The sequence below is a fragment of the Anaerococcus degeneri genome, assembly GCF_017874475.1.
In the GTDB taxonomy this organism is placed as follows: Bacteria; Bacillota; Clostridia; order Tissierellales; family Peptoniphilaceae; genus Anaerococcus; species Anaerococcus degeneri.
The window spans coordinates 98,447-113,025 of sequence record NZ_JAGGLO010000001.1; the positions used below are offsets into that span (position 1 = coordinate 98,447).

The window sequence follows — 14,579 nt, forward strand, 5'->3', positions numbered from 1 at the left end:
ATTAGTTGAAAAATAAGTGCATAATGTGCCTATTTATATAAAGGTATATGTGCACACTTAACGATTAAGATCGAGTACTCAAGATATTACACATAATTGGTAAAGGAGGGAAGAAAAGTGTCAAGAAAAGGACATATACCAAAAAGAGAGGTAATGCCTGATGCTAAGTATAACGATAGAGTGGTAACAAAGCTTATCAACAACGTTATGCTAGACGGCAAAAAAGGCATTGCTACAAAAATAGTTTATGAAGCTTTTGATATAGTACAAGAGACTAAAGGCGAAGACGCTATTGAAGTTTTCCACCAAGCAATGGAAAACATAATGCCAACTCTAGAAGTTAAGGCAAGAAGAATCGGTGGTGCAAACTACCAAGTACCAATGGAAGTTAGACCAGAAAGAAGACAAACACTAGCCCTAAGATGGTTAGTAAACTTTGCTCGCCAAAGAGGCGAAAAAACTATGGTTGAAAGACTTTCTAAAGAAATTATCGATGCATCAAACAATGCGGGTGCCGCAGTAAAAAGAAAAGAAGAGATGCATAGGGCAGCAGAAGCTAATAAGGCTTTCGCGCACTTTAGATATTAGTTAGGGGGATAAATGCCTAGACAGGTTGCACTTAAAGATACCAGAAATATAGGAATTATGGCCCACATAGACGCAGGTAAAACTACCTGTACAGAAAGAATCCTATACTACACTGGTAAAATTTATAAAATCGGAGATACCCACGACGGTACAGCCGTAATGGACTCCATGGAACAAGAAAAAGAACGTGGTATCACAATAGGATCTGCTGCAACAACAGCATTTTGGAAAAACCATAGAATTAATATTATCGATACACCAGGCCACGTTGACTTTACTGTAGAGGTAGAAAGATCTCTAAGGGTACTAGACTCAGCAGTAGCCCTATTCGATGCTAAAAGTGGTGTAGAACCACAATCAGAAACTGTTTGGAGACAAGCTGATAAGTACAACATCCCAAGAATTTGTTTTATTAACAAAATGGATGCTACAGGTGCAGACTTCTTCATGGCAGTTGATACAATTAAAGATAAACTAAAAGCAAACGCAGTTCCACTTGAAATTCCAATAGGAGCTGAACAAAGCTTTGAAGGTGCTGTAGACCTTGTAACCATGCAAGCAGTAACATATTCATCTGAAGACCTTGGAGCTCATCCAAAATATTCTGAAATCCCAGCTGACCTTAAAGATTTAGCTGAAGAATACAGAAACAACCTTCTTGAAGAATTATCAGAAGTTGATGATACAATCATGATGAAATACCTAGAAGGTGAAGCAGTAACTGAAGATGAAATCAAAACAGCAATCAGAAAAGCAACTATAGAACAAAAAATATTCCCATGTCTACTAGGTTCTGCCTACAAAAACAAGGGAGTTCAACCACTACTAGATGCAATTATAGATTACATGCCAAGTCCAGTAGATATACCAGCAATTGAAGGTGTTGATCCTAAAGATCCTGAAAAAGTTCTTGAAAGACACCCAGGAGATGATGAGCCAACATCAGCTCTAGCATTCAAAGTTGTAACAGATCCATATGTAGGTAAGCTAATCTACGTTAGAATCTACTCAGGTACAATCGAATCTGGTTCTTATATCTACAATGCTACAAAAGGCAAGAGAGAAAGAGTTGGACGTATCATGCAAATGCACTCTAATAAGCAAGAGGAAATTGAGAAAGGCTATTCTGGAGATATCGTTGCTTTATTAGGATTAAAAGATACAACAACAGGGGACTCACTATGTGACCAAGATAATCAAATTATCCTTGAACAAATGGAATTCCCAGATCCAGTAATCTCTGTAGCAATCGAACCAAAAACAAGAGCATCCCAAGATAAGATGATCATCGGTCTTCAAAAACTTGCAGAAGAAGATCCAACCTTCCAAACAAAATCAGACGAAGAAACAGGTCAAACAATTATCTCAGGAATGGGCGAGCTTCACCTTGAAATCATCGTAGATAGACTTTTAAGAGAATTCAAAGTAGAAGCAAACATCGGTAACCCACAAGTAGCTTACAGAGAATCAATTACCAAAGAAGCTGAAGCTCAAGGTAAGTTTGTAAGACAATCAGGTGGTTCTGGACAATACGGTGATGTTATGCTTAGGGTTGAACCAGGCGAAGAAGGATCAGGAATCACATTCGAATCCAAAATCGTCGGTGGTGCAGTACCAAAAGAATACATCAGACCAGTTGAAGAAGGTGTTAAGGAAGCTGCTGCAGCAGGCGTACTTGGCGGCTATCCAATGGTAGACGTTCACGTAACCTTATTCGATGGATCTTACCACGAAGTCGACTCATCAGAAGTAGCCTTCCACGTAGCAGGTTCAATCGGATTTAAGAACGCTGTACAAAAAGCAGGCCCAGTTCTACTAGAACCAATTGAAAAAGTTGAAATTACTACTCCAGACGAGTATCTTGGAGATGTAATGGGTGACGTATCATCAAGAAGAGGAAAGATAGACGGTATGAATCCAAAAGACGGAATTCACGTACTAACAGCTTTCATTCCACTATCAGAAATGTTCGGTTACGCAACAGACCTAAGAAGCAAGACCCAAGGTAGAGCAACATACTCAATGGGCTTTGACCATTACGCAGAAGTTCCAACATCTATAAGAGATGAAGTAATTAACAAATAATTAATATAGGAGAGAAAAAATGAGCAAACAAACATTTGAAAGAAGCAAACCACATATTAATATTGGTACAATCGGCCACGTAGACCACGGTAAAACAACAACAACAGCAGCAATCACTCAAGCCCTAAATAAAAAATACGGCACAGGTGAATTTATTGACTACGATAAAATCGATAAAGCTCCAGAAGAAAGAGAACGTGGTATCACAATCAACACATCTGTAGTAGAATACGAAACACAAAAAAGACACTACGCACACATCGACGCTCCAGGCCACGCTGACTACGTTAAAAACATGATCACAGGTGCAGCACAAATGGACGGTGCAATCATCGTAGTATCTGCAGCAGACGGTCCAATGCCACAAACAAGAGAACACATCCTACTAGCTAGACAGGTAGGTATACCAAAAATCGCAGTATTCTTAAACAAAGAAGACCAAGTAGATGACCCAGAACTAATCGAACTAGTAGAAATGGAAGTAAGAGACCTACTAAACGAATACGACTTCGACGGCGACAACTGCCCAGTAGTAGTAGGATCTGGCCTAAAATCACTACAAGAAGGCGGAGAAGGCCCATGGTCAGACAAAATTCTACAACTAATGGATGCAGTAGATGAATACTTCGAAATCCCAGAAAGAGACAACGACCAACCATTCCTAATGCCAGTAGAAGACGTAATGACAATCTCAGGACGTGGAACAGTAGCAACAGGAAGAGTAGAAAAAGGAACCCTAAAAGTAGGTGACACAGTAGAAATCGTAGGTCTAACAGAAAAAACATCTCAAGCCGTAGTAACAGGTGTAGAAATGTTCCACAAACAACTAGACCAAGCTGAATCAGGCGACAACGTAGGAGTACTACTAAGAGGCGTTCAAAGAAACGAAATCTCAAGAGGACAAGTACTAGCAAAACCAGGATCAGTACACCCACACACAGAATTCGAAGGACAAGTATACGTACTAACCAAAGAAGAAGGTGGAAGACACACCCCATTCTTCTCGGGCTACAGACCACAATTCTTCTTCAGAACAACAGATGTTACAGGTGACATCCAACTAGAAGACGGAGTAGAAATGGTAATGCCAGGAGACAACGCAACATTCAAAATCACACTTCAAAAGCCAATCGCCCTAGAAGAAGGACTAAGATTCGCTGTACGTGAAGGTGGTAGAACAGTAGCATCAGGAGTTGTTTCTAAAATCGTAAAATAGTCTAATTTAGATTAACTTTACAAATTTAAAACAATAATCAAAAAGACAAGCCATTTGAGCTTGTCTTTTTTTGTAAAAAACTATTAAATTATAAAATGGATTAATGTCCAATATTTTTATTAAGTATTTTTATATAAGAAGTCCCCAATTCAATAAGGCCTTCATCAGCCATTTTTGATAATTCTCTTGAAAGGCTTGGTCTTGTTGTGGAGAGGTAATCGGCCAGGTCTTCTCTTTTCATGGAGAGAGCCACCTTGCCGTCTTTTTCATTTTCTAGTAGGTATTTACCTATTTTTTGCCTTAGACTTGCTTGAGAGGTGATTTGGTTTTTCTTTGATAGGGCTAGGCATTTTTTTGATAAGAAATTTATATAAGACCTTAAGAAACTTTCTGGACATGGGGGTTCGAATATTTTCCTAAAATCTTTTATGATGAGGATTTTACAATCTTCTGCACACTCAGAGTCGAAGTCGAAAGGTTCTTCGAGGTAGGAGTAGACTTCGCCGAAAAGGGTTGGTTTAGTGAAGTTTTGGAAGATAAATCTCTTGCCCTTAGAATCAATTTGGTAGACATTGATACTACCTTCTATGAGATAGAAAAGGTCGCCACTCTTATCTCCTGTCCTAAAAATACACTCGCCCTTGGAGTAGGTTTTTTCTATAAAATCTGTTTTAGACCTGATTAGGTCAAGGTCTTCGTCATTTAAATTTTTGAAAATTATTAAATCTCTAATATCCATTTGCATTTCCTTTCTAAGTCTATTATACTTTATATTAAAATAAAAAAAGCCGACACGCTTGTGTCGACGATTTTAATTTTAGCCTATCATTTTTTCTAGATCTTCTTCAACTGTGGTATTTCCTGCGATGTTAAAGTTTTCTACTAAAAAATCCACAACTGTAGGGCTTAAAAATGCAGGAAGAGTTGGTCCTAGGTGGATATTTTTAACTCCTAGGGAAAGTAGAGCAAGTAAGACTATTACTGCCTTTTGTTCATACCAAGCGATGTTGTACTCAATTGGAAGATCATTTACATCATCAAGGCCAAAGGCATCCTTAAGGGCAAGGGCGATTTGTACTAGGGAGTAAGAATCGTTGCATTGACCGGCATCAAGGACTCTCGGAATGCCGTTAATATCACCTAAACCTAGCTTGTTGTAACGGTATTTTGCACAACCTGCTGTAAGGATAACTGTATCCTTTGGAAGACTTTGGGCAAAGTCTGTGTAATAGTTTCTCTTAGAGCTTCTTCCGTCACAGCCTGCCATTACTACAAACTTTCTAATATTTCCAGAATTTACTTCTTCAATTACCTTGTCAGCAAGAGCAAGTACTTGATTATGGGCAAAGCCACCTACTACTTTGATGTCTTCAAGGTTTTCTGGGGCTTGGCAGGATTTTGCCATTTCAATTATTGCTGAAAAGTCCTTGTATCCATTTTCATCAGCTTCTATATGATTTGCTCCTGGGAAACCTGCGTTAGATGTTGTAAACATCCTATCTAAGTAGGTATTATTTTTCTTTGGGGGAACAATACAGTTGGTTGTCATTAGGATAGGACCATTAAATTTCTCGAATTCTTCATTTTGCTTCCACCAAGCATTACCGTAGTTGCCGTGGAAATTGTCGTATTTCTTAAATTCAGGATAATAATTTGCAGGTAGCATCTCAGAGTGGGTGTAGACGTCAATTCCTGTTCCCTTTGTTTGTTCAAGGAGCATCTTCATATCGTGAAGGTCGTGGCCAGAAATTAAGATTCCTGGATTTTTGCCTGCGGAAAAGTCTACTTCTGTGATTTCTGGGTTGCCGTAGGTTTCAGTGTTGGCCATTTCTAATAGGGCCATGGCCATAACTCCATGTTCTCCAGTTTTTATTACAAGGTCGATTAAGTCGCCTACTTCCTTATCCTTGTGGGTGGTTTTAGCAAGGGCTTTTGCTATAAAGAAGTCGACTTCTTCGTTCCTAAAGCCTAGGACGTTGGCGTGGTGGTTGTAGGCTGCCATGCCCTTTAGGCCGTAGGTAACTAGCTCTACAAGGGATCTTTGGTCTTCATTTATTATATTTAAAACTCCAACTTCGATAGCCTTTCTCTTTAATTCCTCATCGTCGTATGAAAGATATTTTTCTACATCAGAAAGACCTTCTGTACCGATTTTGCCCATGATTTTTTCCTTAAATGCCATGGTTTTCTTGATGGCATCTAGGATTGCACTTTCATCGAAATTTGCATTTGTAATTGTGATGAAAAGATTATTTGAAATCCTATCATAGACCTTGGCACAAGCCTTGCCTTTTTTTACAACTAATCCTGCAAGACCCTTTGTTGTGTAGATTAAAAGGTCTTGGAGATTTGCCACATCTTCGTTTTTGCCGCATACACCAATCTTGGTGCATCCTTTATTTCCTGCTGTTTCTTGACATTGATAACAAAACATATCTATACCTCTTTCTTTTTTTAACTCTTTTACTTATGTTTCTATTATAAAGAAAGATTTTCTATTTTTCTGTAACCAATGTTACGGAATGAGAAATTTTAATAGTTTTTCTTAACTGATAATCATTATTAATTGTAGTATAATATGATTAATTACAAAAGGAGAATGGGATGATTAGAGAGATTAGTATTGAAATTAAAGGTTTTGATCCGGTTTTGGCCTATGAAGTTATGGGGCAGAGTGAAGGTCCTTGTTTGGTCATTATTTCTGGTGTTCATGGGGCTGAGTATGTTGGTCCTAGGGCCTTGATGACCTTTGTTGAGAAAATAAAAAATAAGGGTTTTGATCTTAAGGGGAGACTCCTTATTATTCCTGTCCTCAATGAGTCTGGTTTTTATGGAGGTCTCAAGCAGGTTGTGGCTGAAGATGGCCTGAATTTAAACAGGATTTTCCCTGCCACTGGAACTACAAAGGCACATTTGCTGGCAAAAATGGTTGAAGAAAAACTTTATCCAGAGGCTGATTTTATCCTTGATTTCCATGGAGGAGATATAAACGAAGAGATGGAGCCTTTGGTATTTTTCCCAGCCTATGCCGAAGGTGACCAAAAAAAGATGATTGATAAGGTAATAAGCAATCTATCAACCACTTATCTTGTTCCTTCACAGGCAAAAAATGGCCTTTATTCTTATGCCAACAGTCTTGGAATTCCAAGCCTTCTTTTAGAAAGGGGAGGCCAGGGCCTTTGGACTTATAGAGAAGCGAACCTTGTCATATTAAATATTTTTCAAACAATGAAGGCCCTTGGCATGATAAGCCTTGATGTCAAAAGTGGAAGTCCTAAAATGATAAAAGATCCGATTTACCTTTCATCTCCAAGTAGGGGAGTCTGGTACCCACAATTTAAGGCGGGAGAATTTTTTGAAAAAGGCGACGAGCTGGGGATTTTAAAAGACCTTAGGGGAAATATTATAGAAAAATATAAGGCAGCCTATGACGGGGTTATCCTCTACCAAAATATTGGCCTTGGAGTAAGTGAGGGTGACCATTTGATTGCTTATGGAAAAATATCATAAGTCCTACTTGGGCCTAGGGATTCCCCTTGGCCTTGAATCATTTTTTCTGGTTTTAATAAATGCAGTCAACCAAATATTGGTATCGTCCCTTGGCAAGGAGGTCATTGCAGCTGTGGCCATTATTTCCCAGCCAAGAATGATTGTCTATGCCTTTGCGAGGAGTATTTCCTATAGCTTATCGATTATGATTTCAAAGGAAATTGACGAAGATGAGAAGATTTTTCCAGCCTTCATCCTCCCATGCTTTATCTTCATGGGCCTTATACTTTCTCTAATGATGATATTTTTAAGACCCATCCTAATTTTTGCTGGGGCGGGGGCAGATTACCTAGAGATGGCTATAGTCTATGGCAGGTGGAATATAGGTTTCATCCTTTTTTACTCCCTTACAACCATTATCCAGTCGATTTTGATTTCAAAGGGCCATGGGACCTTTATTCTGTTATCAAATATTTTTTCATCCTTGATTAATATCGGCCTTTGCTACTCTTTAATCCATGGGATAATTATTGGCGAGACCATGGGGATAGTAGGCCTTGGTCTTGGTGGCTTAATTTCGAGTATAATAAATTTTATACTCACTATGATTTTCTTGATGGCCAAAGGATATTTGCTTTTTGAAGACTTAATCTTATTTCCATCAATGAAGCTATTTGAGGGTTTTAAGAAGGAATTTAATGGTATATTTTTAGAGCAAATTTCTGAAAGACTGGGTATGTTTTTGTATGCTAAGTTTGCAGCTTCTTTGGGTACTGCCCAATTCGCTGCCCATTCAATTGGGATGAATATCGGTGATATGTATTGGGCTTTTGCCCAAGGCATGTCTAAGGCGTCTATGACCCTATCTAGCGAACTTTTTGCCAGAAAAAAAGCCAAGGCTTTGAAGTCTTTATTTAAGTTTGCAAGCCTTGTAAATTTCATTTTCTCATCCCTAGTTGCCCTTGGATTTTACTTTTTTGGGTCAAATCTTGTCGCTATTTACACCAAGGACCCAGATGTTTTTAGCTTGACCATGCTTTTAATTCCCTTTACAGCCTTGGTTACCTTTCCTGAAGGCCAGGCCATGATTGGTTCTTCAAGCCTTAGAGCCATAGGCAGAGCCAAGCTTGTAGCCGGCTTGTATTTTATAACAACAAGCCTTATCCGTCCCTTTGCAACCCTGGGCCTAATTAGAATTTTTGGCTACCTTGGACCGATAATTGCTATTGTCATAGACCAGTGCCTAAAAGCTTTCACAACTAATTTTTTCTTACTCAAAGATATAAATATTTCCAAATAGAAAAGACTTCCTTGGTGGGAAGTCTTTTTTTAAATCTAATACTTATCTTAATTCAAACAATAATTTTGTATAAGGGTGGGAGATTTGTTCTTCAATATTTTCCGTATCCAGCCTTTCTACAATGGACCCTTTTTCTATGACCAGGATTTGGTCGCAAAATAGGGTCGATAGGGCGTAGTTGTGGCTGATGAATAGGATAGACATGTCAAACTCTTTCTTAAGGTCTAAGAGGAGATTAACGATGTTTGAGGCCACACTGGTATCAAGGCTCGATGTCGCCTCGTCACAGATTAATAATTTTGGCCTTATAGTGAGGGCTCTGGCTATGGATGCCCTCTGGCACTCGCCACCGCTTAGGTCTGTTGGCCTTGAATAATAGGCCATATCAGGATCAAGACCTACCCTTTTTAACATCTTCATAGTGTTTGATTTGGCCTCTTCCATGCTTATGCCTAGGAGGTTTTTTTGCCCCCTATCAATGGTTGGGCCAATGGTCATTTTTGGGTCAAAGGAGTTGGTCGAATCCTGGTAAATCATTTGAATATTTTTATATAATTCTTTCCTACTTATAGATTTCTTTGGGTAAAGGGACTTGCCTAAGAGGTTTATTTTGCCTTTGTTTGGTGGACTTATCCCTGTTATTACCTTGGCAATGGTCGATTTGCCCGAGCCAGATTCTCCCAAAAGTCCAAGGATTTGCCTCTTTTCGATCGTAAAATTTATATCTTTTAATATCTGATTTTTACCATAGCTTTGGTAGATATTTTCTAATTTTATTATCTCATTCATAAACAATCCTTAGGGGAGCTACATAGTGGTCTGTCTTAGGATTTACTAGGTATTTTTCAAGGTCAGTGTAGTCAAAATCCTTGTAAGATATAGATGAAACGAAGTTTTGGCCAAGCTTTGGGACAGAACTGATCAAGGACCTAGTGAAAGGATGGATTGGTTCATTCATAATTATCTTAGCATCAGCAGCTTCGATTAGTCTGCCGTGAAAAAGAACCATTACCCTGTCGCAAACCTTGTTTATAACTCCTATATCGTGGCTAACAAGGAGGGTTGAAATCCCTTCGTTTCTCATCTTTACTATTTCTTCAAGGGTGTGTTTTTTGGTGTGGGTATCAAGGGCTGATGTCGGTTCGTCAGCAATGATAAAACCAGGTTTCAAAAAACAAGCAAGGCCAATTGAAATCCTCTGGAGCATGCCCCCGCTCATCTCATATGGATAAGAATTTAGGATATGGTCCACATCGTCAAAAGCTAGGAAATGCAAGATTTCCCTGGCCCTTTTTAGGATTTCCTCCTTGGTCATAGAACTTTTGCTCTTCGCCATAAAATAAAAATGTGTTTTTATCTTGCTGGTTGGGTTAAAGGAAGAATAGGGATTTTGAAAGACCAAACCATAATCAGTGGACTTTGTTATCTCGCCTTTTACCTTAAAACCCTCTTCCTTATGGCCCCAAAGAGCCTTTAGGACAGTAGATTTTCCCGAACCTGATTCTCCAACCAGGCCCAGGATTTCACCCTCTCGGAGGGTAAAAGAGAGGTCGTGAACAACTTCCTTATCCCCATAAGAAGCGCAAAGCTTATTTACAGTCAGTAGGGTCATTTTTCTATGTCAGTATCGACACTTATGATTCTGTATTCAAATGGGCTTACTTCAAAGTTTTTAACGTAAGATTGACAAGCAAGGTCAACTTTTACATTGCCGATATAGTAGTGCATCCTGTCAGCTAGGGCTGTTTTTAGGATTTCTTTTGAAAGTTCATTTCTCTTGTCTTCATCAAATTCAGATTTCATTTGTTTTAATAATTCATCTACTTTTTCGTTCTTGTAGCCGTTGTAGTTTGCAGGTCCTTCGCTTCCAAATACAGAATTTAGGTATTCGTATGGATCGCCAACTCTTAAGGTTACAACACCGTACATACCTAGGTCATATTCGCCAGAATTTACGTATTTAGAGTTTTCATCTTGAACTGCTTCTACATTCCAACCTGCCTTTGTAAATTGAGATTGGAGTTGGGTGGCAATCTTTGGAATATTTAGTCTTTCGTAGAATTTCATTGTGTAAGATTTTTCAGAATCTGGTTTAGTTTTTTCTACTAATTCTTTTGATTTTTCAAAGTTGAATGTATCTACATCTTCTTTTTGTAAAGCAAATGGAAGGCTTGGAGCAAATGGACTGTAAACTACGTCTATACCGTCTTTTAGTAGGTCTTTGGCGATTTCTTCTCTGTTGATTGCCTTAAATAGACCCTCTCTAACTTCTGGGTTTGAAACAGCTGTGTCTTTTACATAGATTAGGTAAACTCTTGAGCTTGGAGTCCTTACTACTTGGTAATTATCATCAGATTCGAGTTTGTCTGCTGTTTCTGTATCTACTTGGGCGATGTCAATTTCTTTTGATTCTAGGGCAAGACCTAGGGTTGTTGATTCGCTAACAAGTTTGTTTACGATTTTGTCTAGTTTTGGAGTGCCGTTCCAATAATTTTCGTTTTTAACTAGGGTGATTTCGTTTTCTGGTTTAAATTCAGATATTTGGTAAGGGCCTGTACAAATTGGACTAGCATCGAAATCTTTTGTATCGTCAACGTCACAGATTACAAAGTGTGGGTCAACAAGAGCGTTTAGGGCCTTGCCGTTTGCTTCCTTTGTTTTGATGGTAATCTTGTTGCCATCTGCTGTAAATTCTGTCCCTTCCATGCTGGCTGCTTCTGGGTTTTCAGCGATTGTTCTTTGTAGACTTTTAATTACAGCTTCGCCTGTCACGTCCTTGCCGTTTGAGAATTTAAGGCCGTCTTTAAGGGTGATTTCCCAAGTGGTTGGGTCGATATTTTTGTAGTCTTCTACGAGTTTGCCCCTTAGGCTGTAGTCATCTGCAAGGTCAAAAAGTGTTTCACCAACACCTATTTTTACAAGTTCCCAACCGTTCCAGTCCTTGTGTGGGTCACAAGAAGCATAAACGTATGAAGAACCAATTGTAAGGACTTTTTCTTCGCCAGAGTCTTTATTTTCTGCCTGCTCTGTTGTTTCTGTTCCTTCCTTAGCATCCTTTTTTTCTTCAGCAGGTTTATTAGAAGAACAAGCTGATAAAAATACTGCTAGAGCCAAGAGTGATGTTAAACCGAATTTCTTTAAAAATTTCATATCTTCCTCCTATTTTTTAGAAAATTCTTTCTTATATTTGTCGCCCATAAAGTTGAAAAATGCAGAACAGAAAACAAGAAACAAGCTTGGAAAAACAAGGGTCCAAGGGGCGGTTTGAATGTATCTAATATTTTCTGAAATCATTGATCCCCATTCTGCTTGGGGTAGGGCAGAGCCCAGGCCTAAGAATGATAGGCCAGCAAGGGACACCATCATGGTCGCTATGTGTAGGGAAATAGTCACTATCAAAATATCCATCATATTTGGGAGGATATGGAAAAATATGATTCTCATATCGGATTCACCAGAGATTTTTGATGAAATAACGTAGAGCTTTTCCTTATCAACCATGACAAAGGACCTTACTATACGTGCGTAGTTGGTCCAGCCCAAACAAAGGAGGGCCAATGACGCATTTTTTATTCCACCTCCCATGGCGCCTGCGATGAAGATTGCAAGCAAGAGGGAGGGAAATGCCATAAAAATGTCTGTAACTCTCATAAGAATTACATCCAAAAAGCCACCATAGTAGCCAGCAAAGAGCCCGAGGCTAGTGCCTATGAGGCTTGATAAAAGAACTAGGATAATAGCTGGCAAGAGTGATGTCTTAAAACCAACTAGGACCCTTGATAATACACACCTGCCGTAGGCATCCGTGCCAAAGGGATAGGCCCTTGACGGAGGGCTTAGGGCAATCTTTGGCATGGTCTCGTTTGGGAGATTTGGCGCAAGCTTATCTCCTAACAAGGCCAAAAGGGCAAGTAAAATTATTGAGAAAATCAAGATATAGAGGGTTTTGGATTTTTTTCTTTCCTTGATTTTAGATTTTTCTACTACTAGGTTTTCAAGTTTCATCCCAAATCAACCCTCCTATCTATAACTTTGTGCAAGATGTCTGCCAGCATATTAAATATGAAGTATATAAGGGCACTTAGGAAAACAAAGGCTTGGATGGTTGGGTAGTCCCTGAAGAGGATGGAATCCATAATCAAAGATCCCAGACCCGGCCAAACAAAGAGACGTTCTACAATAGTTACCCCTCCACAAAAATATGCGAAGGACATGGCCATGAGGTTTAAAACCAGGCCCGCACAATTTTTAAAAACACTATTTACAATTATATATTTTTTCTTAAAGCCTCTGGCTTCAAAGGACTGAACATATTGGCTCTTGTATTCTTCCATCATGGCAGAGCGGATTTGCCTGGTGTACTTGCCAATCAAAGGAAGGGCAAGGCAGAGGGCAGGAAGGACCCAACCATTTGGGTTGCCCCTGGAAATAACCGGAAACCACTTAAGCTTAACTGCAAATATGATTAGAAGAATAACCCCATAAACAAAGGTAGGGATAGAAGCCAGGATAAAGCTTAGGGTGTCTAGAAACTTATCTATGGCCGTGTCCTTAAAAAATATACAAGTTATTGAGGTCGCCAGGGCAAAGATAAAGGTCAATAAAAATGCCGGGACGGCAAGGTAGAGACTTTGGGGCAGTGCTCCCTTAATCTTATCTGCCACAGGCCTATCGTCCATGTAGGATGTTCCCATATTGCCTTTTAGGAAATTTCCTAGCCAGTTTTTGTACTGGACAAGGACTGGTTCTTTTAAGCCTTTTTCCTCTCTGGCCTTTTCCAAAACCTCCTCAGGGGGCACTGGTTTGTGCCTGGCTATGTAGTACATCTCCACCGGATCACCCTCAGCTAGGAAACTTGCTCCAAAGGCTAAAAACGAAATGGCGAAGAGAACAAAAATACCCTGGCCAAATTTTTTAACAAAATATTTTATCAATAAATCATCCTCCTTTCTTAGCCACAATTATAAAGGAAGGCGAGGACCTGTAGGCTATTTGAAAGGACTCGTCATAGACAAGTGGGTCAATATTTTTCTTGATTTCAATACTTTCAAAGCCAATTTTATTTAAAATAGCCAGGTCAAAGTCCGGCCTTTTTACATAGGTCATGGGCATATCCTTGGCCAGATTTTCGCATTGGTCCGCCTCTTCAAAAGAAACCCTCATATCATAGCCAGAATTTATCCCTTCCTTGAGATTTTTTGCCGCAAGTTTGGAATAATTTTCGCACCAAACATAGGAATACCAAGGGGCATCTACAATAATTAGCTTGCCTCCCTTTTTGAGGTAGGACTTCCAAAGTTTGTAGGTTGTAGAAGGAAAGGATAACATCCAAGTCAGGTTTCTTGACAAAATGTAATCGAAAGACTCGTTTTCAAATGAAACTTCTTCACAATCGCCCTCTACAAATGTAACTTTTCCCTCAAAAGCCTTGAGGTTTTTCTTGGCCATTTTTAGCATTTTCTCCGACTTATCAAAGGCGGTGACTGCTGCACCTTTCTCCGCCATAAGTAGGGAAAATAAACCAGGTCCACAACCTAAGTCCAAGACCTTTTTGTCAGTCAAATCTTCTGGCAGGTAGGCAGAAAAAAGCTTGGTCCAGTCATCCTTGTGACCGTGATCGATTTCCTCTTGGACCCCATCGTCATAAGTCTTGGCCCTATTTTGCCAATACTTATCTATAGTAAGATTCATAATTCCTCCAATAAAAAAAGGTGCCCTATTTTCCCATAGAAAATAAGACACCCTTCATGAATGCCGATAAATCAATGATTCTAGGCTAGGTTTACCTTCTTGGTAAGTCCTTCATGGATTTAACCCTTGGCCCTTCATCCATACAAATATTACTAAAAATTCAAATTTTTGTCAAATCATTTGCATCTAGGATTTTTCTTTCCCTTTAAA

At 39.2% G+C, this 14,579-nt stretch carries 13 protein-coding genes; 5 read left to right on the forward strand and 8 right to left on the reverse strand.

The window, feature by feature from the left end:
• Positions 1-117 precede the first annotated feature (117 nt).
• The 3 genes from rpsG to tuf are packed head-to-tail and all read left to right on the forward strand — an operon-like array spanning position 118 to position 3,889.
• Positions 118-588 (forward strand): 30S ribosomal protein S7, encoded by a 471-nt coding sequence (gene rpsG, locus J2Z38_RS00475; protein ID WP_209771098.1) that lies wholly within the window; start codon positions 118-120, stop codon positions 586-588.
• Positions 589-600: 12 nt separating this feature from the next.
• Complete coding sequence (fusA, locus tag J2Z38_RS00480) at positions 601-2,673, forward strand: elongation factor G (RefSeq protein WP_209771100.1); 2,073 nt, start codon at positions 601-603, stop codon at positions 2,671-2,673.
• 19 nt (positions 2,674-2,692) lie between these two features.
• Complete coding sequence (tuf, locus tag J2Z38_RS00485; RefSeq protein WP_209771103.1) at positions 2,693-3,889, forward strand: elongation factor Tu; 1,197 nt, start codon at positions 2,693-2,695, stop codon at positions 3,887-3,889.
• Between the two features lie 100 nt (positions 3,890-3,989).
• On the opposite strand, the gene J2Z38_RS00490 is transcribed toward tuf, so the two are convergent.
• Complete coding sequence (locus tag J2Z38_RS00490; protein ID WP_209771106.1) at positions 3,990-4,628, reverse strand: Crp/Fnr family transcriptional regulator; 639 nt, start codon at positions 4,626-4,628, stop codon at positions 3,990-3,992.
• A gap of 78 nt (positions 4,629-4,706) precedes the next feature.
• Entirely contained in the window at positions 4,707-6,323 is a 1,617-nt protein-coding gene (gene hcp / locus J2Z38_RS00495) for a hydroxylamine reductase (RefSeq protein WP_209771109.1), read from the reverse strand.
• A 170-nt stretch (positions 6,324-6,493) separates the two neighbouring features.
• On the opposite strand from hcp, the gene J2Z38_RS00500 reads away from it, so the two are divergent.
• Together J2Z38_RS00500 and J2Z38_RS00505 are read left to right on the forward strand one after the other, a co-directional pair.
• Positions 6,494-7,399: a succinylglutamate desuccinylase/aspartoacylase family protein gene (locus tag J2Z38_RS00500; RefSeq protein ID WP_209771111.1), complete on the forward strand. Its 906-nt coding sequence runs from the start codon at positions 6,494-6,496 to the stop codon at positions 7,397-7,399.
• Entirely contained in the window at positions 7,383-8,678 is a 1,296-nt protein-coding gene (locus tag J2Z38_RS00505; RefSeq protein ID WP_209771113.1) for an MATE family efflux transporter, read from the forward strand. The genes J2Z38_RS00500 and J2Z38_RS00505 overlap by 17 nt, the downstream gene beginning before the upstream one ends.
• Positions 8,679-8,720: 42 nt before the next feature.
• Here the strand turns inward: J2Z38_RS00505 and J2Z38_RS00510 are convergent, their stop codons facing one another.
• The 6 genes from J2Z38_RS00510 to J2Z38_RS00535 are packed head-to-tail and all read right to left on the reverse strand — an operon-like array spanning position 8,721 to position 14,369.
• A complete protein-coding gene (locus J2Z38_RS00510; protein ID WP_209771116.1) occupies positions 8,721-9,467 on the reverse strand; it encodes an ABC transporter ATP-binding protein in 747 nt (248 codons plus the stop codon).
• Positions 9,460-10,290, reverse strand: a complete 831-nt coding sequence (locus tag J2Z38_RS00515; RefSeq protein ID WP_209771118.1) for an ATP-binding cassette domain-containing protein — start codon at positions 10,288-10,290, stop codon at positions 9,460-9,462. Before J2Z38_RS00515 ends, J2Z38_RS00510 begins: the two co-directional genes overlap by 8 nt.
• Entirely contained in the window at positions 10,287-11,828 is a 1,542-nt protein-coding gene (locus tag J2Z38_RS00520) for an ABC transporter substrate-binding protein (protein WP_209771120.1), read from the reverse strand. The genes J2Z38_RS00515 and J2Z38_RS00520 overlap by 4 nt, the downstream gene beginning before the upstream one ends.
• 9 nt (positions 11,829-11,837) lie before the next feature.
• Positions 11,838-12,683 (reverse strand): ABC transporter permease, encoded by an 846-nt coding sequence (locus J2Z38_RS00525; protein ID WP_209771123.1) that lies wholly within the window; start codon positions 12,681-12,683, stop codon positions 11,838-11,840.
• Positions 12,680-13,612 carry an ABC transporter permease gene (locus tag J2Z38_RS00530; RefSeq protein ID WP_209771126.1) on the reverse strand — a complete coding sequence of 311 codons (933 nt, stop codon included), beginning with the start codon at positions 13,610-13,612 and terminating at the stop codon, positions 12,680-12,682. Before J2Z38_RS00530 ends, J2Z38_RS00525 begins: the two co-directional genes overlap by 4 nt.
• 4 nt (positions 13,613-13,616) lie before the next feature.
• Entirely contained in the window at positions 13,617-14,369 is a 753-nt protein-coding gene (locus J2Z38_RS00535) for a class I SAM-dependent methyltransferase (protein ID WP_209771128.1), read from the reverse strand.
• Positions 14,370-14,579: the final 210 nt, after the last annotated feature.

Excerpts from the sequence above, each read along its gene's own strand:
- fusA (WP_209771100.1), top strand. The coding sequence starts at position 601 with ATGCCTAGACAGGTTGCACTTAAAGATACCAGAAATATAGGAATTATG.
- tuf (WP_209771103.1), top strand. The coding sequence starts at position 2,693 with ATGAGCAAACAAACATTTGAAAGAAGCAAACCACATATTAATATTGGT.
- J2Z38_RS00490 (WP_209771106.1), bottom strand. The coding sequence starts at position 4,628 with ATGGATATTAGAGATTTAATAATTTTCAAAAATTTAAATGACGAAGAC.
- hcp (WP_209771109.1), bottom strand. The coding sequence starts at position 6,323 with ATGTTTTGTTATCAATGTCAAGAAACAGCAGGAAATAAAGGATGCACC.
- J2Z38_RS00500 (WP_209771111.1), top strand. The coding sequence starts at position 6,494 with ATGATTAGAGAGATTAGTATTGAAATTAAAGGTTTTGATCCGGTTTTG.
- J2Z38_RS00505 (WP_209771113.1), top strand. The coding sequence starts at position 7,383 with ATGGAAAAATATCATAAGTCCTACTTGGGCCTAGGGATTCCCCTTGGC.
- J2Z38_RS00510 (WP_209771116.1), bottom strand. The coding sequence starts at position 9,467 with ATGAATGAGATAATAAAATTAGAAAATATCTACCAAAGCTATGGTAAA.
- J2Z38_RS00515 (WP_209771118.1), bottom strand. The coding sequence starts at position 10,290 with ATGACCCTACTGACTGTAAATAAGCTTTGCGCTTCTTATGGGGATAAG.
- J2Z38_RS00520 (WP_209771120.1), bottom strand. The coding sequence starts at position 11,828 with ATGAAATTTTTAAAGAAATTCGGTTTAACATCACTCTTGGCTCTAGCA.
- J2Z38_RS00525 (WP_209771123.1), bottom strand. The coding sequence starts at position 12,683 with ATGAAACTTGAAAACCTAGTAGTAGAAAAATCTAAAATCAAGGAAAGA.
- J2Z38_RS00535 (WP_209771128.1), bottom strand. The coding sequence starts at position 14,369 with ATGAATCTTACTATAGATAAGTATTGGCAAAATAGGGCCAAGACTTAT.